This window comes from Bacillus andreraoultii (genome assembly GCF_001244735.1).
GTDB classification, from domain to species: domain Bacteria; phylum Bacillota; class Bacilli; order Bacillales; family Caldibacillaceae; genus Caldifermentibacillus; species Caldifermentibacillus andreraoultii.
The window spans coordinates 2142165-2162665 of record NZ_LN868937.1 but is presented as its reverse complement, the minus strand read 5'-3'; the positions used below and the strand labels follow the sequence as shown (position 1 = coordinate 2162665).

Here is a 20501-nt window from a genome sequence, read left to right as displayed (position 1 = left end):
TAGCAGTAATCTCTACTCCTATAAGTGGCGATGAAACAAGTTTTATAATATTAAATTTAGGGGGATTAAAAATGTCTCACCATCATGACCATAGTCATTCTCATACAGGCAATAAAAAAGCATTATTTATTAGTTTCCTTATAATTACAACCTATATGTTTGTTGAAGCAATTGGTGGATTTCTTACAAATAGCTTAGCTCTTTTATCGGATGCAGGTCATATGTTAAGTGATTCAATTTCCTTAGGTATCGGCTTATTAGCTTTTACAGTCGGTGAAAGAGTAGCTAGTTATAGTAAAACGTATGGCTACAAACGCCTCGAAATATTAGCTGCATTTTTTAATGGAGTTACATTAATAATTATTGCATTATTTATAGTTTATGAAGCAATTGGAAGGTTTTCAAATCCACCAGAGATTGCGTCGACTGGTATGTTTGTGATTGGAATTATCGGTTTATTAGTAAATATACTTGTCGCTTGGATTATGATGAGGCAAGGAGATACGCACGATAATTTGAATTTACACGCGGCGTTTTTACATGTGATAAGTGATATGCTTGGTTCTGTTGGTGCAATTGTCGCGGCCATTTTAATTATGTTGTTTGATTGGGGTTGGGCAGACCCCGTTGCAAGTGTCCTTGTCGCCATTCTTGTTTTGAATAGCGGTTGGAAAGTGACGTTAGACTCCATTCATATTTTAATGGAAGGAACGCCAAAAAATATTGATATTGACGACATTGTTCAAACGATGAATAAAATTGATGGTGTAAAAAGTATTCATGATTTGCACATTTGGAGTATAACGAGTGGGATTAATGCAATGTCTTGTCATGCCGTTGTTGATGGTAATATTTCAATTACCGATTGTCAAAAAATATTAAGAACAATTGAACATGAATTAGCACATAAAGGAATTCAACACGTAACAGTTCAAATGGAAAATAGTGACAATCCTCATGGGGAATCTATTATGTGTGAAGGTCACTATCCAGTTCACATTCACCACCATCATCATTAATAGACTTTTTATAATTAAAAGGACAATGTACTTACCCAAGAATGGATAACTGGCCATTCTTGGGTTTTTAATACAGTTATTTATTATTCATTTTCCTCAAGGTAATTTAACAGTTTTTCTTCTTTACTATTACCACCATAATCAGGAATATTAGCTGCGTGTTGTTCATGATAGTTTGACCCAGAACCGTTTTTTCTTGTTAACGACAGTCTCTCTTTAACTTCTTTATTATTTGTCATAAGAATCACCTCCATGGTACTATTTAGGTTCTTCAAAAGACTTCCATCTATTCGGTATTTTGCAAATTATTGTCTTAAAAAACATTTGCTATTTCTTTTGCTCGTTCAATTGCTTCACTAACAATGGTATCTGTCTTGTCAGGATTATAATCCATTCCTTCAACAAATAATTGGTGAAAATCTGTTACTCCTAAAAAGGTAAAAATCGTTTTTACGTATTGGCTTGCAGGATCTAAAACCATTATATATACCACCATTTGCTTGAATATGTAACACTTTTTATCGTTAACTAAACCGATGGTGCCAGTCTCTGTATATTTAAACGTTTTTCCAGCAACGATAATGCTATCAATCCATGCTTTTAGACGGGATGGAATACTTAAACTCCATAAAGGATTGGCGATAATTATTTTATCTTGTTGTAAAAATCCTTCAGTAAATGAATTAAAAAAAGTTACTTTATGTTGTTTTGAATCTGTTAAAGAATAATAAGGTTTACCTTTATTAAGATGATTCCAAGCATTTAGAAGGTCGCGTCGCGGTTAATTTCAGCAACATTCATATTATATAAATTCATATCTTCCATATAATCACTAGGTTGAGCTGCTCTATAGGCTTTAAGAAATGCATCAGTCACTCTTTCATTGAACGTGAAACTTCTTCAGTTAGCGGATGTGCCCTCACAATTAATATGTTGGCCATGCATATTCCTTCTTTCATTGTTTTTGTAACCATATTATGAGCATAAGATCCTTTTTTATAAGAACTTCAAATAAGTTCTTTTTGGTAAATGCGATAAAAAATGGTGATTTTTTTTATCTTATAAATCTTTTTGATATGATAATAAGTGGTAAAATGAATATAGAGTTGTAATTATTATTTTACTAATTTTTGTTGTAAATCTTCTAGAAATCACGGAGGCATTATGAGTATCCCATTTATTATTACTATTTTTATTATTGGATTTGTTGGTTCTTTTTTATCAGGTATGTTAGGTATCGGTGGAGCTATTATAAATTTTCCTATGTTATTATATATACCTCCCTTATTAGGAGTTGGTCACTTCACATCCCATGAAGTAACAGGAATTGTCGCTATACAAGTATTTTTTACTACAATCGGAGGAGTTATTGCTTATCGGAAAAGTGGTTATCTGAATAAAAAACTAATTATTTATATGGGGATAAGTGTATTATGTGGAAGCCTGATTGGAGGTTTCAGTTCACAATTTATGTCTGAGAAGATAATCAATTTAATTTATGGTGTGTTAGCTTTATTAGCAGTTTTGTTATTATTTATCCCAAGGAAAGAGATAGATAATCGAACAATAGTTGAAATCGATTTTAATCATCTATTAGCTATTTCTTTATCATTCGTTGTAGGAATTGCGGCTGGTATTGTCGGAGCAGGCGGATCCTTTATATTAGTGCCTATTATGTTATCAATATTGAAAATACCAATTAGAGTGACCATTGCCTCTTCTTTAGCTATTACACTAATATCTTCTATTGGAACAATGTTTAGTAAGCTAGTTACGGGGCAATTTTCTTTGGGACCAGCATTCATACTTATTATTGCTAGTTTAATAGCTTCTTCGCTTGGAGCAAGTGCTGGGAAAAAGGTAAATACAAAAATATTACAATTAATCATGGGATGTTTAATTACACTTACAGCTATAAAAATATGGCTTGAAATTTTTTCACATATATAAAAAACTATTGCAAGTTTTTGATAACCATGCTATCTTTAATTTTAGTAAAATATTAACCTTTAATGCGGTCCAGTGAGGCTGAAAAGGGCGTACGAAACAGTTGAATTGTATACTCGATACGAATGTTTGAGCCCTTTTTGTCCTTCTAGACAATTAGGGCTTTTATTTTTACCTACTACTCTTTTAATTCAAGTACAGAGATACTTGGAAAGAGAATGGTGCGGAAAAAATCCAATATCCATTCCCTCAAAAGAGATATTACATTCATGGAGGGGAAAAATGAATTATCAAAAGAAAGCAGTTATTGCATCAACAACAGGTTTGACGTTAGAAGGGATGGACATAATGTTTATCTCTTATGCAATGTCAATGATGATTTCGGAGTTTCATATCGATATGGCACAAGGAGGCCTTATTTCATCCGTTACGAATATTGGTATGCTACTAGGTGGAATTATATTTGGGATATTAGCGGATAAGTTTGGACGTGTGAAAGTCTTTACGTATACAATCATTTTATTCGCGATTGGCACTGGTTTAACAGGTTTTGCAACAAATATAGAACAAGTTTATGTATTTCGATTTATTGCAGGACTCGGGGCTGGTGGTGAATATGGAATAGGTATGGCGCTAGTTGTAGAAGTTTGGCCAAAAAACAAGCAAGGTAGAGCTTCATCTTACGTAAGTGTAGGCGCCCAATACGGAGTTATCTTAGCAGCATTACTTAGTGCGTTCATATTACCTAAGTTTGGGTGGCGAACATTATTCATTATAGGAATGATTCCTGTTATTTTTGCTTTTATTGTCCGAAAGAATTTAGATGAATCACCAGTTTGGTTAGGGGCTCAAAAAGTGAATAAAGATAAAAAAGCAAAAGGTAATCTCAGCCTATTATTTTCAAATTCCAAGGTTACAATGACGACAATCTCATTAAGTATCATGGCAACGGTACAAATTGCTGGATATAATGGGTTAATGATTTGGTTACCATCTATGCTACAAAAATCACAAGGGTTATCTGTATCAAGTTCAGCACTTTGGACAATTAGTACAGCACTTGGAATGATTCTTGGTATGCTAACATTTGGAAGGTTTATTGACTATTTCGGAATCAAGCGAAGTTATGGAATCTTTTTACTATCATCCGCCTGTTCAGTTTACTTTTACTCCTTCGCAACAGGAAGTCTAGGAATTTTAGTTGGAGGAGCAATTGTAGGGTTTTTCTCAAATGGGATGTTTGCAGGATATGGTGCTTTGATAAGTAGTTTTTATTCTGTTGACATTAGGAGTACAGCAACAAATTCAATATTTAATTTCGGCCGGGCGGTAGGTGGTTTGTCACCAATATTAGTCGGATATATTTTGCAAAATTATAATATGAGTATTGTAATGATTTACTTAGCGTTACTCTATGTCATTTCGTTTGTTGTCATGATGGGACTCAAGCGGAATCACGAAATGGATATTATTTCTGTTACAAATTAATTAGATTTAAAAATTACTTATCTCAATTATATCCTTCGTATAACTATTCGATTTTCTTTTAAAATTTACATTTTATTCTATAGAAGCAAAAAATAAATGTTAAAAAATAACAATATGGCAAGTACGTATTATGGTACAATAATAGTATGAACGTTTAAATCGAGGTGAATCCGTTGAAGAATATAAAATTAGGAAAAAGTGATCTATATGTACCAAATATTGTTTTAGGCTGCATGGGAATGTGGAATCTTTCTGTGAATGACGCTACAAAGGTTATTAATAATGCACTTGACTTAGGGATTAATTTTTTTGATCATGCAGATATATACGGTTCTGGTCAATCAGAAGAAATCTTTTCTGAAGCAATTCAAATGAATTCTTCCATTCGTGAAAAAATCATACTGGAAACAAAAGTGGGTATTCGTAAAGATGCAAATGGAAACGGTTATTTTGATTTTTCAAAAGAACATATATTAAACGCTGTAGATGGAAGTTTAAAACGGCTAAAAACAGAGTATATTGATATACTTTTACTACATCGCCCAGATGCACTTATCGAACCAGAAGAGGTTGCAGAAGCTTTTAACTACTTAGAGGAAAGTGGGAAGGTCCGTTATTTCGGGGTTAGTAATCAAAATCCATTACAAATTGAATTACTAAAAAAATACGTCAAACAGGAATTAATCATTAATCAATTGCAGTTAAGTGTTATGCATACAGGGATGATTGACGCTGGCTTAAATGTTAATATGACAAATGATGTAGGAATTAATCGTGATGGCTCTATTCTAGATTACTGTCGTTTGAATGATATCACGATCCAAGCATGGTCACCATTTAGATATGGTCAATTTGAAGGATTCTTTATTGATAATGAAAAATTCCCGAGATTAAATTCAAAATTAGAAGAAATTGGTGGGAAATATGGGGTAGATAAATCAACTATAGCAGTCAGTTGGATTTTACGCCATCCCGCAAGAATTCAAACGATAGTGGGGACCATGCGTCCTGATCGATTAACAAGTATTGCAAAAGCATCAGATACCGTATTGACTAGAGAGGAATGGTATGATATCTATCGTTCTGCTGGAAACGATTTGCCATAAGGATGAAATGAATACATAAAAAAGCGGGAAGAAGAGTTCCCGCTTTTTAAATTAGGTAAGTATGTTTGTTACCTTTCTTGTTTGTATTTTTCTTTTTCTAGCCCTATTGATTTTACTATTAATCTGGTCAATTCTTCACTTGGAAGGGGTTTACTTATGAGATAACCTTGAATATTAGAACAACCAAGCTTGTTAAGGAAAAAAGCTTGTTCCCTCGTTTCAACACCTTCTGCAATAACGGATAATTTTAAATTCTTTGCAAGAGAAATGATTGTAGCAATAATAGCTTCGTTTCCTGAATCTTTCCCGATCTTATCAATAAATGCACGATCGATTTTTAATGTATCGATTGGTAAATTAGCTAAATAAGCTAAAGAAGAATATCCTGTTCCAAAATCATCAATTGATATTTTGATACCACTTTGACGAAACCTTTTCAAATAAGGAGCAACAAAATTAATATGGTTCATGGCAATTGTTTCAGTAATTTCTAAATCTAATAAATGAGGTTGTATGCCTGTCTCGTTTATAATCATATGGACCTTTTCTATAAGATTGGATTGTTTAACTTGGCGTGGAGATAAATTCACACCTACTTTAATATTAAAACCAATATCATTCCAAATCTTTGCCTGAATACATGCAGTCTTTAAAACCCATTCACCAATAGTTACAATTAAACCTGTCTCTTCTGCAATCGGAATAAATTCATTCGGAGGGATCAATCCAAATTTTGAATGATTCCAACGTAGGAGTGCTTCAACGCCAAACACTTTTCCGGTAGAACATTCAACTTGTGGTTGATAATGTAAGACAAGTTCATCTTTTTCAATCGCAGAGTGTAAATCATGTTCGAGAATAAAAGGTTTTGAACCAATTCTACTTGATTTATTGTAAAAACTGTACCCATTTTTCCCATTTTCTTTTGCTTGATACATTGCTACATCTGCATGTTTCATTAATTCGTCAATGGTTTTTCCATCGTCAGGAAACATAGCAATTCCAATGCTACATGTTACGAATAATTCATTTTCATTAATCGTATACGGCGAACTTAATGCTTGAAGGATTTGACGAGCAATTAATTCCATATCATTTTTGCTAGTAATTTCTTTTGCTAAATACGTAAATTCATCCCCGCCTTGTCGAGCAACGAGATCATTCTTTCTTTTTAATCTAGTAAGTCGTTTGGCAACAGCGATAATTAATTCATCGCCACCTTTATGACTTAGAGTATCATTAATATGTTTGAAACGATCCAAATCAATAAATATAATACCAAAAGATTTCTTCTTTTCCTGATATTTATTTATGATCGTTTCAACTGTTGCTTCAAACTGTCTTCGATTAGGTAGATCAGTTAATTGATCATGGTAGGCCATGTGGGCAATCTTCTCATGGTCTAACTTATTTTTTGTAATATCTTTTCCAATAATATATAAACCATCGAGTTGAGCCTCTATTATAATTGGTGTAACAGTAAAATGAAAATAACGGGTTGCTTTGTTTTCTATCTTTACAGGAATTTCAAAGCTATGGATTGCCCCCGTTTTCCCGATTGCTATTGCATTTATGACTGTAGCTTTAAATTTTTTTGATACATAAGCTAAAATCGGTTTACCAAGTAATTCTTCTTTTGGCCTCCCAAATAGAAATAATGCTAATTTGTTTAAGTGAGGTTATATGTCCAGTTAAATCAACAGTAACAATAGCATTTGCATTATATTCAAATAAAGACCGATATCGTTGTTCGTTTTTCATTAGTTCTTTTGTCTTTTTAAAATTCTTATCAATTAGATTATTATTTTCTAACAATGTTAAAAATTGCCTTGCAATAATTAAGAGTGTACAAATGAGAAATCCGATACGAAAAATCATATCATTTTTTTGATAGTAATAAACAAATATTAAAAATATGAAAATGACTGAATATGGAATAATGAACGAAAATAACGGAACTTTATTATAAAGCTGGCGTGCCCGATTCTTTTTATTCTCTTCAGTCTGAACATAGTATGAAAAGCCGGCATAACCTATTAATAAAGAAGATAAGGAATAGAGGGGGTCAATCATTGTCCCTGAAATATAAGTATTTGTAAATTGTGTATAAGAGTATATCGTATCAGCCCAGATTTGAATAAATAGGCCAGTAATTAATAGACCAGTCCATTTTTTTATGTTACAACTTTCACTAATGAATATAAGACTCATAGAGCCGAAAATAAGTAGAAGATCCCCTAAAGGGTAACCTACAGAAACAAAACGTTCGAGTAGAGAAGCATTTGATGATGTTAACATAGGTGAAATTAAATAGTAAAAACTAAATACAGATATAACAGTCATAATTACAAAAACATCGATGAGAAATTTGAACATTCCATACAAACGTTCTTTACTCTTTAATGTATAGATAAAAGCCGAAAAATAAAATCCAATTTGTAAAAGATAAAGTATGTCAGCATAACTCGGAAATGGGACTTGGATTTTTAAAATATTTTCATAGGTTAGCCATATAATTTCACCAGTAGCATAACTAAACGTACCAAAGAAAAATAACAACAGAAACAATTGACCCTCTTTATTTTTATTATGTCGATAGCCATTATAAATACTAAATGCCGCTATGATTATAGAACATAATGAAAATATATTTCCCACTAAAATTCTTATTTCATTTGAACCCTTCCACATGTTAAGCCAGGAAAAATAACAAATGACATAGAAGCAAATAAAACTAAGGCTCCAAAATGTATACCTCTTACTACTTTCCAATTTTTACGACACGCTCCTAAGTTAAATCTAAGATGAGTATAATAAATTATAACATACAAATGTGTATAAAGAATTAGGTTGAATTACCTAAAAGTTACCGAATAGTAATGCTTTTGTTAAGAAAAAGTTTCCAATCACTTTTGCTCATGGTTAGGCATATAGTGGGTTAAAAGACGTATTTAAGGGTGAATGGAATGCAAACGGTTATTAATTTGTACTATTTAAAAATCAACAGTATATCAGGTAATGCTTCAATAACAATTGGTGATGCAACTCATAATAGCCATACATCCAATATTAAGTCACAAGGTGTTAATTCTTCATTTGGAGATACCTCGCCAACAGAAGCGATGATGGAGAATGTTTTCATTGATCCCGATGTTAATGATCAGTCTGATCTAGGTAATGTTGATTCGACAAATGTAGGGAGTCCATGGGGCTTTCCAATGGGGGAGATTTGAAAAGAATAGGAGGTTACTATGCCTTATCAAATAAACATTTTAAATATTAAAGTAAACGGGAATACCCAAAATGCAAATATAGATATAGGTCCTACTGTTCATAATAGTCATACATCAAATACAAAATTTTACGGAGCAAACTTTTCACAAGGAGATCTTTCTCCAACATTTTCCCAAATGAATACTGGAAATTTAGATGCGGATGTAAGTGACCAAGACCAAAATGCAAATCCATCTTTACCAAATACAATCCAGTTATAACGAAGGGGCTGGAATTTTGGATATAGAAAAGGTAAAAAAATGGTTAGATTTAACGAATCAATATCGTATGCAAGATGATTGGGTAAAAGTTTTTAGTCATTATCCACCGAAACATTTTTTTGAACATAATAATAATCCATTCCCGAAAATTGATATTTATCAAGATGAGCTAACAAATATAATAATTGTTGAAATACCAGGAGTACGTCAAGAAGATATTCAATTGTTTTTAAAAACAAATAGAGAATTAATGATTAAAGGTAAAATAAACTTCTTATTTCCAAATTGGATACAAATTAAAAAAGAACGATATTTAGGTGAGTTTGAACGAATCATTCAACTTCCGGAACCAACAGAAACACACCTTATTAATCCAGTTTATCAGTCCGGTATACTTCAGGTAACGTATCCAAGGGCAACGGGTGACACAAATCAATTTTAATTAATAAAAGCGCGGAAATATAACCGCAGTGCAATAAGACTCCTTTGGTTGCCTATCTTTCACAACCTCTTATATTATTTATAAATTAGCCGAGAACACTCGTGGTTTCAGTCATGAGTGTCTTGGCTTCGGATATGGCATGGCTTATTCCATGTCAACTATCCGACATCTGTTTAATCTAAAGTTACATAGAAAGGCGGATATAATAATCCGATTGATTAAATTGTCTGACATATGTTTTCCTAAAATTGAAGTGGTCATATGGCAGACGTTAAACGTGGTAGAGGCTATGTGGCTATGTGTACTTCATTCAATACCGTGTTGTATGGTGTGTAAAATATCGCCAAAAAGTATTAATGGTTGATATAGATATAAGAGTAAAGGGAATTCTTCATCGAATTCAAAAAAAATCCAATCCAATCGTATACAACGAAGTACAGAAATGGAAATATAGCGATTATTAACAATCACATCAAACTGCCGAAACTAGGATTAGTTCGTTTTGCGAAAAGTCGTGAAATCGAAGGAAGGAATTAAACGCGACCATTAGACGAATTCCTTAAGGTAAATATTTCATTTCCATTGGAACGAAAATTGAAGTTACAGAATGGGCAAAAACAAATTTGGCTGTTGGTATAGACGTAGGCATAAAAGACTTCGCTGTTCTTTCCAATGGCACAGTCTACTCGAATCCCAAATTCTTCCGTACCTTAGAGGAAAAATTAGTAAAAGCTGGGCGCATCATGAGTAGACGGACAGTAGGTGGTGCGAACTGGTATAAAGCGAAAAGAAAAGTTGCGCGTATCCACGATAAAATCACGAATACTAGAAATGATTACTTACACAAAATCTCCATCGAGATTGTCAAAAACCACGACATCATCGGAATGGAAGATTTGTCAATAAAGAATTTGTTGAAGAATAAAAACCTCGCTAAAGCCATCAGCGAAGTGTCATGGTTCGAATTCAAGATCATGATTGAATACATGGCAAAATCGCAGGAGGCCCATTGCCGTCTGTACTGCTAACTGTCGAAGCGACAGGGGTCGCCTGCTAAATAACGGAGGGATACCTCGATGTTCGCAGGAATCTCGTTACTTTAGTGACCAGTAGTTCAATGCACAATAAAGGTATAATACAAATAAAAAGGACAATGATCATGAAAATTCAATTTGGTTTTGTTGCAAATGCTTTAGGATTGTACAATGCAAGTCCATCGAAAACAATGACTTTTAAGCGTTTTTCTTCACTCCCAAAAGATGAACGGATGGAGAAATTGTTGGAGGTTACTTCACAAAATATTATTAATACAAAGCGGATTTTATTTTATCTTATTGCTCATGAAGTAAAATTATATCGTTTTTCAAGTGCAATGATCCCTTTAGCAACTCACCCAGAAGTGTTATGGGACTATATAACACCATTTAAAAGGGAATGGGAGGAACTTGGGACAATTATAAAAACATGTAATATAAGACCAAGTTTTCACCCGAATCAATTTACACTATTCACAAGTCCGAGAGAAGAAGTTACTACGAATGCTGTGAAAGATATGGAATACCATTATCAATTACTTGAAGCAATGAAAGTATCTGATATAGCGAATATAAATATTCATATTGGTGGGGCGTATGGGGATAAAGAAGGGACACTGGAACGTTTTCATAAAAATATAAAACAGCTACCAAATGAAATTAAAGGGGTAACAACTTTAGAAAATGATGACAAAACATATAATGTTAATGAGACATTAGAGACTTGTGAACGAGAAAAAATTCCAATGGTACTCGATTATCATCATTATATAGCAAATAAGGGTGACGTTGAATTGACGGAAGCTTTACAACGGATTTTTAGAACATGGGAAAATCGAAAACTCCTACCAAAAGTACATATTTCTTCACCAAAATCAGAAAGAGATTTCCGGGCACACGCTGAGTTTGTTTCTTCTGACTTCGTTGTTCCTTTTTTTAAAATGGCGAGGGAACTAAATCAAGATTTTGTTGTTATGATTGAAGCGAAACAAAAAGATTTGGCAATGCTAAAAATTGTAGAGGATTTAACTACGATTCGAGGTGTGAAACGGATTAGTACGACAGAAATCGAATGGTAATGGAAAGATGCATGTTTCAATAATAACTAAAGGAGCCTGAAAATGGGCTCCCGTTCCTAATCAACATCTGTTGTTTGGATGCGATTTTTAAATTGCTCTTGTGTAACAATTAGTTCCTCGTCTCCAATTGCTTCCTTTTGTCTTTTTTCTACATAACCATCTCGATTTGGATGATTACCTGGGTGATTTTTTTTCTTATGATTGAAACTTTTACCACGAGCCATAACAATATTCTCCTTTCTAGAAATCATTAATCTAGTTCCTTGTTACTATCGGCCAATAAAAATAATAATATGTATACTTATTTTTGGTAACTTTAGGAGGGTAGGAGATATAGAAAACTAAGGAGACGACCAAGTATTGGAGAGAAAAGGGCGTAGTTCACTGTAAAAACTTTTTTCCCTTGTAAAGTACTGTTGAAATCTTTCTAATGGATTTATTCATTATAAAGTAGAAATTGAAAAATATTTACTTTAAACTAACAAAAAAAGAGCTGCATTAAAACAGCTCTAAAGTTTCGAATCCTCGTTCATTAAATGTAAAATTAAGATTATATTTTCATTACACCGCCTGTATTAGCAGAGGTTACTAGTTTAGAATACCGAGCAAGATAGCCCTTTTTCACTTTTGACTCAAAGCCATTCCAATCTGCTTTTCGTTTTGTAAATTCTTCATCAGATATCTCAAGAGTTATTGTCCGCTTATTTAAGTCAAGCTCAATCATATCATCATCTTTAACGAAAGCGATTGGTCCACCCTCAGCGGCTTCAGGAGAAATATGACCGATTGATATACCTCTTGAAGCACCAGAAAATCGACCGTCCGTAATTAGACCAACTTTTGCACCAAGACCACGGCCAACAATTTGCGATGTTGGAGCAAGCATTTCTGGCATTCCAGGTCCACCTTTTGGTCCTTCATAACGAATCACAACGACATGTCCTTCTTTCACTTTGCCTGAAATAATACCAGATAAAGCTTCCTCTTGAGAGTCAAAACAAATTGCAGGACCACGATGGTAGCCACCGACAGCTGGATCAACAGCTCCAACTTTGATTATTGCACCATCTGGAGCAAGATTTCCGAATAATACCGCTAATCCACCTGTTTCAGAATGCGGGTTGTTGAGTGGACGAATAACATTTGTGTCTTTAATTTCACATCCACTTACATTTTCCCGAATAGTTTTGCCAGAAACAGATAGCGAATCACCGTGAAATGCGCCTGGCTTTTTCAATAATTCATGGATGATTGCACTAACTCCTCCAGCCCGGTGAACATCTTCAATATGATAATCGGAGGCAGGGGCAATTTTAGCTAAATGTGGGACTCGGTTTGCAATATCATTAATACGTTCCATAGGATATTCAATTTCTGCTTCGTGTGCAATAGCTAAGGTATGTAGTACCGTATTCGTTGAACCACCCATCGCCATATCTAAACTAAAAGCATTATCAATGGATTCAATGGTAACAATATCACGAGGTTTTAAATCATTTTTTATAAGATTCATAAGTTGTTTTGCAGACTTTTTAGCAAACTCGATTCGTTCCTCTGTATCTGCAAGTATTGTACCGTTTCCTGGTAAGGCAAGGCCAAGAGCTTCTGCTAGACAATTCATTGAGTTTGCTGTAAACATTCCTGAACACGAACCACACGTAGGACACGCGAACTGCTCAATTTCTAACAAACGATCTTCACTAATCTTTCCGGATTGGAAAGCTCCAACACCTTCGAAAACAGAAGTTAGAGAAAGGGGATTACCTTGTGAATCTCTCCCAGCACGCATCGGACCGCCACTAACAAAGATAGTAGGAATATTTACTCTTAATGCTGCCATTAACATTCCTGGAGTAATTTTATCACAGTTTGGAATGCAAATCATACCATCAAACCAGTGCGCTGATACAACTGTTTCAACGGAGTCAGCAATAATTTCCCGACTTGGAAGAGAGTATCTCATTCCGATATGTCCCATTGCAATACCATCATCTACACCAATTGTATTCATTTCAAAAGGTACGCCACCTGCTTCTCGGATTGCTTCTTTAACCACTTTACCAAATTCTTGTAAATGAACATGTCCTGGTACTATATCAATATAGGAGTTAACGACTGCAATAAAAGGTTTGCCGAAGTCTTCTGGCTTTACCCCAGCAGCTCGTAATAAGCTACGGTGTGGTGCACGGTCTACTCCTTTTTTTATCATATCACTACGCATTTCGGTCAATTTCATTCCCTCTCTCTCTACTAAATTACTATTCCTAAAATTTTAAACTTTTCCCTATTTTAACACTGTTTTTCTATTATGTGTAGTTTAAATTTCTATAATTTAATGAATATATATTAACTTATGCGATATAAGCTGTTAAAATATAATTTAAAACAACGATGGAAAAAGGGGATACTATGATTAAAGCTATATTTTTTGATTTAGATGATACACTCCTTTGGGATCAACAAAGTGTGAAAGCGGCATTTAAAACAACATGTAAAATTGCAGAAGACTATTATGGCGTGGATTCTAATAAGTTAGAAGAAGCGGTACGAGATGTAGCAAGAAATTTGTACACATCTTATCAAACATATTCATTTACGCAAATGATTGGTATTAATCCTTTTGAAGGGTTATGGGGAGAGTTTAATGATGATTGTGAGCAATTTCAAATTCTTCGTCAACTCGTTCCGCAATATCGTAAAGATGCTTGGACATTCGGACTGAAAGAAATAGGGATAGATGATGAACAATTAGGACATAAATTAGCAGAGACATTCCCAATCAAACGAAAGAAACACCCTTACATATATGAGGATACATATCCGGTTTTAAATCAACTAAAAGATCATTATCGCCTATTATTATTAACAAATGGGTCACCAAGTTTGCAAAAAACAAAATTATCGCTAACCCCAGAATTAATTCCATACTTCGAACAAATTGTTATATCGGGTGATTACGGAAAAGGAAAACCAGATTTAGGAATTTTTCATCATGCATTGTCTCTTATGGAATTAAATACGAACGAAGTCATTATGGTCGGTGATAATTTAAATACGGATATTTTAGGCGCAAACCGAGTAGGCATACAATCAATATGGATTAATCGTGAACAAAAAGAAAGAAATCATATTGTACCTAGCTTTGAAATCAACAATTTGAATGAGCTTTTCTCGATATTAACTGAATTAGAAAATGGAAGTCGAATAAAGTCTTAAGCAAGTTTTACCAAGTATGCTTTTCTCTTAATAGTTAAAACTAATTTTAGTTTTAAAAAAGGAGATGAAGCAAATGGCAAAACGAAAAGCAGAAAGAAATGCGGTAGGAAAATATACGAAAACACCATATAAAAATGTTCAGGAATCGGATTTTACTGCAGAATTTGCGGGTGATGAAAACCCAATGAAAGGCTTTAATCGGAACTCACACCAAGGTAGGGCAGGGAAGCATAATGAACGACCAATTGAATAATAGTAGTGGTAAAAACATTCAAGGCCGCATAGAGTTTGGAAGCGAATTTGGTGATATGAATAGTAATAAAATAATAGAAACATTAGAAATGAATAAGAAGCTAAAGAAGAATAAAAATAATAAATCAGATAAGACAGTCTAGTTCATTTTACTAATTAAAATGTATTCATAAAAAAAGGGATTCTCCAGCTAGAGGGCTGCAGAATCCTTTTTTCGAAGCTTGTGAAATAGGATTTTAAAGGCAGAAACACCGATTTCTATTTAAAGAAATAATCATTAATCATGTTATGAAAATCATTCGCGATATTTTTATCGCCACGATGAATACGGATGGAGAACTCATTTAATTCTTGAACAAAATGTGGATTTGAAGAAATATAAATATGATCAATATCTGTATGAATGGAACGAATTTGATTTCTAATGTTTTCTTTTAAATTTGAACTTAAATATTGTTGATTTGCTAAGACGACGGAAACAAAGGCTTGATTATTTGTAATAATGACATCCGCATCGACTACTTCTTTTAAATCGATAATTTTTTTCTCCGCATTTGTATCGACAAAAAAGTTTTGTGCATAATGATCTCCATTATCCTTTTTGTCTCTCACTTGTAAGATTCTTTGATTATTTTGTTGGCGATTTTGAGACACACTATTATTCGTATTTTCTGTTACGACCATATTTCGGTGGTCGCCTGATTGGCTTTTGTTATAATATGTACAGCCAAAAAGTAGAAGAGAAGATACACTAATCGAAAAATATGCTATTAATCGCTTTTTCAAATTGAACCCTCCATATAATTGCAATGTTAATGTTATTTTTTACTTAACTAACGTTTTTATTCAGTTCGGACTCAATTTGAAAATAGGTCTATCCTAAAGTATACCTATTTATTAATAGTAAACTAATGGTTAATAAGATCATCATACATAAACTTACAGTATCTATACTTTTCCAATGTAACTTTCGAAATGATGACCTTATTCCATCTGGTTGATAGCCTCTTACTTCCATCACATTTGCTACTTCTTCTGCACGATTTAAAGAGCTGACAAAGAGGGGTAAAAAGATAGGTACTAAAGTTTTCATTTGCTGAAAAAGCGAACCTTCACCAAATTCTGTGCCTCTTGCTTTTTGTGCATCCATAATTTTTTGCGTTTCGTCTAATAGGTTTGGAATAAAGCGAAGGGCAATTGACAACATAATTGAAATTTCCTCAACAGGTAATTTAAAGATTTTTAATGGCTTTAAAAGGAAATGAATAGCATCCGTTAAATCAATCGGTTTTGTTGTAAGAGTAATGACGGTAGAGATAAAGATAATCATGACAAAGCGGAAGAAGATGTAAACACCATTAATTAAACCAAATTGTGAAATTGTTATTGGTCCCCAATCAACATATATTTTTCCACCCGCAGTAAAAAGTACTTGGAGAAAAACGGTAAATAAAATGAGCCAAATTAATGGACGGACACCGCGCACATAAGTTTTGAAAGAAACACTAGAGAGATACATAACGAAAAATGTAAACCCCCATAAAAGAATATAAGCTAACCAATGTTTCGCTAAGAATAATATAAAAATAAAATAAAAACCGGCAATTAATTTCGCACGGGCATCAAGTTTATGTAAAATGGAGTCGCCTGGAAAGTAACGGCCTAAGATTAATTTATTCATACAAGTCCCACCTCGATTAAACAGTCTGCAAGCTCATCTACTGATAAACAAGTTTTGGGCAATTGAATACCTGTTTTTTGTTCGATTTGTAATTGAAACCGTCTAGCATCTGGAACGTCTAAATCTAGTGACTCTACAAGATTATGATTCGAAAAAAATTCCCGTACAGTATTGTGAAATACAACTTTTCCTTTATTCATTACAATAATATCTTCCGCATATTGTGCGACATCCTCCATATCGTGAGTAACCATGATCGTTGTTAAATGATTTTCTCTATTCCAAGAAGAAAGCATTGATAATATTTCTTGTTTTCCTTTAGGATCAAGTCCAGCACCAGGCTCATCTAAAACTAATATATCTGGATTCATTGCTAAAATCCCGGCAATTGCTACTCGTCGTTTTTGTCCTCCTGATAATGAAAAAGGGGACTTTTGCAAGTATGATGGATCTAGACCAACTTGTTTAATAACATTATGTGCGATCATCTTTGCATCGGATTCTGATACACCAAAGTTCATTGGACCAAAACAAATATCTTTTTCAACTGTTTCTGCAAAAATTTGTGCTTCAGGAAACTGAAATACCATTCCTACCCGTTTTCGGACTTCTTTTAATGATTTGTTACTTTTACTTGTAATAACATATTTCCCTACTTGAACTTTACCTTGTTTCGGTAAAATTAGACCATTCATTGTTTTTAAAAGACTTGATTTTCCAGCTCCTGTATGGCCAACAATTGCGGTAAATGAACCTTTGGATATTTGTAAATTTACATTATCTAAAACATCACTTGAACGCATTGGACCTAATCGATAATCGGCATACACTTGATTAAATATTATTTCATTAACCATTTGATCATCTCATCTTCCGTCATATATCTATTTTGTATGGGACGACCTTTTTTTAGTAGGGTACGTCGTAATCTTTCACTAAATGGAGCTTCAAAATCAAGTTCGCTAGTAAAAACTTCTTTCGGAGCTCCTGTTGCAGAAATTTGTCCATTTTTTAATAAAATCACCCGATCACTTGATGCGGCTTCATTCATGTCATGGGTAATGGAAATAATGGTTAGGCTTTGTTCTTTTTTTAATTGCTTTAGTGTATGTAATAAATCTTTTCGGCTTCTCGGATCTAACATAACAAATGCTTCATCGAGTAGTAAGATTTTTGGTTGCAACGCCAATAATCCAGCAATAGCAACCCGCTGTTTTTGTCCTCCAGATAGGCGGGAAGGGTCAGCATGACGAAAATCTTCCATACCAACTTCACGTAACGCTTTATCAACACGGATTTTCATCTCATCATAAGGTAAATTCAAATTTTCTAATCCGAACGCTACATCATCTTCAACTGTTGTTCCGATAAATTGGTTATCCGGATTTTGAAAGACAATGCCCATATGCTTTCGTATTTCCCATTTGTTTTTTTCATGTAATGTGAGTCCATTTATTTTTACTTCACCATATTGAGGAGTCAACAAGCCTATTAAAATATTTGCCAAAGTTGATTTTCCCGAACCATTATTGCCAATTATTGAGACCCACTCTCCTTTATAAATCGTAAAGTTTATAGAGGAGAGTGCTTCAATTGCTTCACGCATATCATATTTGAAAGTCAAGTCTTTTACTTCTATCATAGGGGATAAAGGTTTTCCCATTTTTAAACACCTCTTATATTAAAACAGCTAGACAGAGTAACGTGGTAATTGAGCCATTAATAATGATTAAATTTTTTACCGAAACAGAGAATGTTTCATATTTACTTTGTTTCTTATTAAATAGTTTTACATGTTTATAAACCGGTATACCTGCTATGAGGGAAAGTAACATAATTTTTGGAAGTAAATTTAACATAATAGCAACCAAAATAGCTATAAAGGCACCGAAATATAAAGCATTGAATAGCCAAATTGCATACTTTCTACCAATATAATAGGGAAGGGTAAACCGTTTATTTTTTATATCTTCATCAAGATCACATATATTATTTGCAAGCATAATATTAGCAATAGTAAAAATACAAGGTAGAGAAACAAGGACAATCTCTAATATTTTTATTACATCTACCCGTAAACTGATGATAGTCCCAGACCATATGAGATTGGCAATTCCTTTATCATAAGCATTTACATAGACAATTAGAAATAGGATACCGAACCCCATCGTAACACCAGAGAAAATTTCTCCCAAAGGCATCCGAGATATGGGAATTGGTCCGAATGTATATAGAATTCCGATGGCAAAGCAAATCATGCCAATAATTAAAACAAGCAAATCTGTTTTTGTTACAAGTACAATGCCAAGTGCGGTTGCGGTTATTAATAGTAAGAAAATTGTTGTAATTATAATCCACTCTTGTATATTTTCTTGACCGATAATATTTTTCTCTTTTCTATAGCTTTCACTTGTTGCTTTTTTATAATCCATATAATTATTAATAGCTGTCGTCGTTAAGTCAAATAAAAGCATAGAGCAGAAGAAAATGATCGTATTTACAGGTTTAAATGTTTCATAACGATATAAAACAAAAAGCGAACCAACTAGAAAAGGGAAGAGGCTGGCAAGTTTTGTTTGTATTTCAACTAATTTAAAAAACGCGTGTAAAGACATAGGTAATCCACTCCTAGTAGGAATCTAAAATAGTCTTTGCTCGATTAATCTTGTATCGTAAACTCTTTATTTGTTAGCTTGAATTGACCTTTTAAACCATTCGTCATATAAATTTTTTTATCATGTGTAATAAATATTGATTCAACATCATCTAATTTTTTTGCAAAGGCAAGACCTTCCTTTACACCTTTTGAAAATAGAAGGGTAGAGAGGGAATCTCCATCAATTGATTTGTTTGTGATGACAGATACACCAGCGATATCATTATTAAATGGGTACCCATCTTTCGGATTTAATATATGGTGATAAGTTTTGTTACCGACTGTGAGATAACGTTCATAGATACCTGAAGTAACTACCGATTTATTTGCAAGTTGAATGCTACCAATGACTTCTCCACGAGGTGAGAATGGATCTTGGATACCGACAGTCCATTTGTTACCTGTCGCATTCGTTCCATAAACAAATACATTTCCACCTAAATCAACAATTGCAGAAGTAACATGATGTTTTTTTAATACTTTTACCACTTCATCCGTAATAAATCCTTTTGCAATACCACCAAGATCAAGTTGCATTCCTTTATTTTTTAAAAATACGGTTTGTTTTTCACTATTTAATTGAATAGCTTGATAATCAATTAGAGGAAGAACTTGCTCAATTTCCTCTTGACTTGGCTTTCTTGCGTCAGGAAAGCCTATATGCCAAAGTGTACTTAGGGGACCAATAGAAATATCAAAAGATCCATTGGCACGTTTACTATAGGTTTTTCCCGTTTCAATTAACGTATAAATATCTTTTGATACTTTGACTGGTGCCATTCCTGCGCTTGTATTTATGTGATCGATTTCAGATTTATCTTCGTCATCATTGACGGTGATTTGATCTGCTAGTACTTTAATTCTTTCAAAAACAGAGTCGAGAACATCTTCTTTATTTTGATCATAAATTTTTACAGTTACGACAGTACCCATTAAAAATTCTGTTCGACTGGCCGGATTTGTCGTAAGTTTCGGATTATCTGCCTTTTCTGTTTGGCCATTACAACCAGCGATAAAAGACAATAGAAGGGCGATTAGGAGTAGAGTAATTTTTTTCAAATGATTCATCCTCTCAAATATTGCTTTA

The 20501-nt window shown here is 33.5% G+C and carries 24 protein-coding genes and 1 pseudogene; 13 read left to right on the top strand and 12 right to left on the bottom strand.

Going from position 1 to position 20501, the window contains the following annotated elements; all coding sequences use genetic code 11:
- Positions 1-71 precede the first annotated feature (71 nt).
- Positions 72-1019, top strand: coding sequence for a cation diffusion facilitator family transporter (locus tag BN2144_RS15540; protein ID WP_033829150.1), 948 nt, complete (start codon positions 72-74; stop codon positions 1017-1019).
- Positions 1020-1102: 83 nt separating this feature from the next.
- Here BN2144_RS15540 and BN2144_RS19955 read toward each other — a convergent pair whose 3' ends face one another.
- Positions 1103-1258, bottom strand: a complete 156-nt coding sequence (locus BN2144_RS19955) for a hypothetical protein (protein ID WP_154665514.1) — start codon at positions 1256-1258, stop codon at positions 1103-1105.
- 74 nt (positions 1259-1332) lie between these two features.
- Positions 1333-1635 (bottom strand): NAD(P)H-dependent oxidoreductase, encoded by a 303-nt coding sequence (locus tag BN2144_RS19570; protein ID WP_230199795.1) that lies wholly within the window; start codon positions 1633-1635, stop codon positions 1333-1335.
- 548 nt (positions 1636-2183) lie between these two features.
- Here BN2144_RS19570 and BN2144_RS15530 point away from each other — a divergent pair.
- The 3 genes from BN2144_RS15530 to BN2144_RS15520 all read left to right on the top strand — a co-directional run bounded on the left by BN2144_RS15530 (position 2184) and on the right by BN2144_RS15520 (position 5560).
- A complete protein-coding gene (locus BN2144_RS15530; protein ID WP_033829149.1) occupies positions 2184-2969 on the top strand; it encodes a sulfite exporter TauE/SafE family protein in 786 nt (261 codons plus the stop codon).
- A gap of 279 nt (positions 2970-3248) precedes the next feature.
- On the top strand, positions 3249-4454 hold the full coding sequence (locus tag BN2144_RS15525; RefSeq protein WP_033829148.1) for an MFS transporter: 1206 nt from the start codon (positions 3249-3251) through the stop codon (positions 4452-4454).
- A 173-nt stretch (positions 4455-4627) separates the two neighbouring features.
- Positions 4628-5560, top strand: coding sequence for an aldo/keto reductase (locus tag BN2144_RS15520; protein ID WP_033829147.1), 933 nt, complete (start codon positions 4628-4630; stop codon positions 5558-5560).
- A 68-nt stretch (positions 5561-5628) separates the two neighbouring features.
- Here BN2144_RS15520 and BN2144_RS15515 read toward each other — a convergent pair whose 3' ends face one another.
- Together BN2144_RS15515 and BN2144_RS19565 are read right to left on the bottom strand one after the other, a co-directional pair.
- On the bottom strand, positions 5629-6942 hold the full coding sequence (locus BN2144_RS15515; protein ID WP_050632345.1) for a putative bifunctional diguanylate cyclase/phosphodiesterase: 1314 nt from the start codon (positions 6940-6942) through the stop codon (positions 5629-5631).
- Positions 6943-7177: 235 nt separating this feature from the next.
- Positions 7178-8218 (bottom strand): hypothetical protein, encoded by a 1041-nt coding sequence (locus BN2144_RS19565; RefSeq protein WP_139017906.1) that lies wholly within the window; start codon positions 8216-8218, stop codon positions 7178-7180.
- A gap of 308 nt (positions 8219-8526) precedes the next feature.
- Here BN2144_RS19565 and BN2144_RS15505 point away from each other — a divergent pair, with 308 nt between their 5' ends.
- From BN2144_RS15505 to uvsE, 6 genes and pseudogenes are all read left to right on the top strand, one after another.
- Positions 8527-8793 carry a spore germination protein gene (locus BN2144_RS15505; RefSeq protein WP_033829146.1) on the top strand — a complete coding sequence of 89 codons (267 nt, stop codon included), beginning with the start codon at positions 8527-8529 and terminating at the stop codon, positions 8791-8793.
- Positions 8794-8811: 18 nt separating this feature from the next.
- Entirely contained in the window at positions 8812-9054 is a 243-nt protein-coding gene (locus BN2144_RS15500) for a spore germination protein (RefSeq protein WP_033829145.1), read from the top strand.
- 16 nt (positions 9055-9070) lie between these two features.
- Positions 9071-9496: an Hsp20/alpha crystallin family protein gene (locus BN2144_RS15495; protein ID WP_033829144.1), complete on the top strand. Its 426-nt coding sequence runs from the start codon at positions 9071-9073 to the stop codon at positions 9494-9496.
- 299 nt (positions 9497-9795) lie between these two features.
- Positions 9796-9960 carry a transposase gene (locus BN2144_RS21040; RefSeq protein WP_407638043.1) on the top strand — a complete coding sequence of 55 codons (165 nt, stop codon included), beginning with the start codon at positions 9796-9798 and terminating at the stop codon, positions 9958-9960.
- Positions 9899-10491, top strand: a pseudogene (locus BN2144_RS15490) (RNA-guided endonuclease TnpB family protein); the annotation flags it as partial. The gene BN2144_RS21040 and the pseudogene BN2144_RS15490, both read left to right, overlap by 62 nt.
- Before the next feature lie 164 nt (positions 10492-10655).
- Positions 10656-11609: a UV DNA damage repair endonuclease UvsE gene (gene uvsE, locus BN2144_RS15485; protein ID WP_033829143.1), complete on the top strand. Its 954-nt coding sequence runs from the start codon at positions 10656-10658 to the stop codon at positions 11607-11609.
- 56 nt (positions 11610-11665) lie between these two features.
- Here uvsE and BN2144_RS20160 read toward each other — a convergent pair whose 3' ends face one another.
- Positions 11666-11833, bottom strand: a complete 168-nt coding sequence (locus BN2144_RS20160; protein ID WP_187367022.1) for a hypothetical protein — start codon at positions 11831-11833, stop codon at positions 11666-11668.
- Between the two features lie 326 nt (positions 11834-12159).
- On the bottom strand, positions 12160-13839 hold the full coding sequence (ilvD, locus tag BN2144_RS15480) for a dihydroxy-acid dehydratase (protein WP_187367048.1): 1680 nt from the start codon (positions 13837-13839) through the stop codon (positions 12160-12162).
- A 179-nt stretch (positions 13840-14018) separates the two neighbouring features.
- Here ilvD and BN2144_RS15475 point away from each other — a divergent pair, with 179 nt between their 5' ends.
- The 3 genes from BN2144_RS15475 (at position 14019) to BN2144_RS20155 (ending at position 15220) form a co-directional block, all read left to right on the top strand.
- Positions 14019-14825: an HAD family hydrolase gene (locus BN2144_RS15475; RefSeq protein WP_033829142.1), complete on the top strand. Its 807-nt coding sequence runs from the start codon at positions 14019-14021 to the stop codon at positions 14823-14825.
- Between the two features lie 73 nt (positions 14826-14898).
- Positions 14899-15078, top strand: a complete 180-nt coding sequence (locus BN2144_RS15470; protein ID WP_033829141.1) for a hypothetical protein — start codon at positions 14899-14901, stop codon at positions 15076-15078.
- Positions 15071-15220, top strand: a complete 150-nt coding sequence (locus tag BN2144_RS20155; protein ID WP_222860111.1) for a hypothetical protein — start codon at positions 15071-15073, stop codon at positions 15218-15220. The genes BN2144_RS15470 and BN2144_RS20155 overlap by 8 nt, the downstream gene beginning before the upstream one ends.
- Before the next feature lie 115 nt (positions 15221-15335).
- Here the strand turns inward: BN2144_RS20155 and BN2144_RS15465 are convergent, their stop codons facing one another.
- The 6 genes from BN2144_RS15465 to BN2144_RS15440 all read right to left on the bottom strand — a co-directional run bounded on the left by BN2144_RS15465 (position 15336) and on the right by BN2144_RS15440 (position 20482).
- Positions 15336-15863: a YhcN/YlaJ family sporulation lipoprotein gene (locus BN2144_RS15465; protein ID WP_050632343.1), complete on the bottom strand. Its 528-nt coding sequence runs from the start codon at positions 15861-15863 to the stop codon at positions 15336-15338.
- Between the two features lie 88 nt (positions 15864-15951).
- Complete coding sequence (locus BN2144_RS15460; RefSeq protein ID WP_033829140.1) at positions 15952-16758, bottom strand: energy-coupling factor transporter transmembrane component T family protein; 807 nt, start codon at positions 16756-16758, stop codon at positions 15952-15954.
- Positions 16755-17615 carry an energy-coupling factor transporter ATPase gene (locus BN2144_RS15455; protein WP_033829139.1) on the bottom strand — a complete coding sequence of 287 codons (861 nt, stop codon included), beginning with the start codon at positions 17613-17615 and terminating at the stop codon, positions 16755-16757. The genes BN2144_RS15460 and BN2144_RS15455 overlap by 4 nt, the downstream gene beginning before the upstream one ends.
- The gene (locus tag BN2144_RS15450) at positions 17600-18421 is read right to left on the bottom strand and encodes an energy-coupling factor transporter ATPase (protein ID WP_033829138.1); all 822 of its coding nucleotides are present in this window, start codon (positions 18419-18421) and stop codon (positions 17600-17602) included. Before BN2144_RS15450 ends, BN2144_RS15455 begins: the two co-directional genes overlap by 16 nt.
- 13 nt (positions 18422-18434) lie before the next feature.
- A complete protein-coding gene (gene menA, locus BN2144_RS15445) occupies positions 18435-19373 on the bottom strand; it encodes a 1,4-dihydroxy-2-naphthoate polyprenyltransferase (RefSeq protein WP_033829137.1) in 939 nt (312 codons plus the stop codon).
- Between the two features lie 44 nt (positions 19374-19417).
- Complete coding sequence (locus BN2144_RS15440; protein WP_094763130.1) at positions 19418-20482, bottom strand: FAD:protein FMN transferase; 1065 nt, start codon at positions 20480-20482, stop codon at positions 19418-19420.
- Positions 20483-20501: the final 19 nt, after the last annotated feature.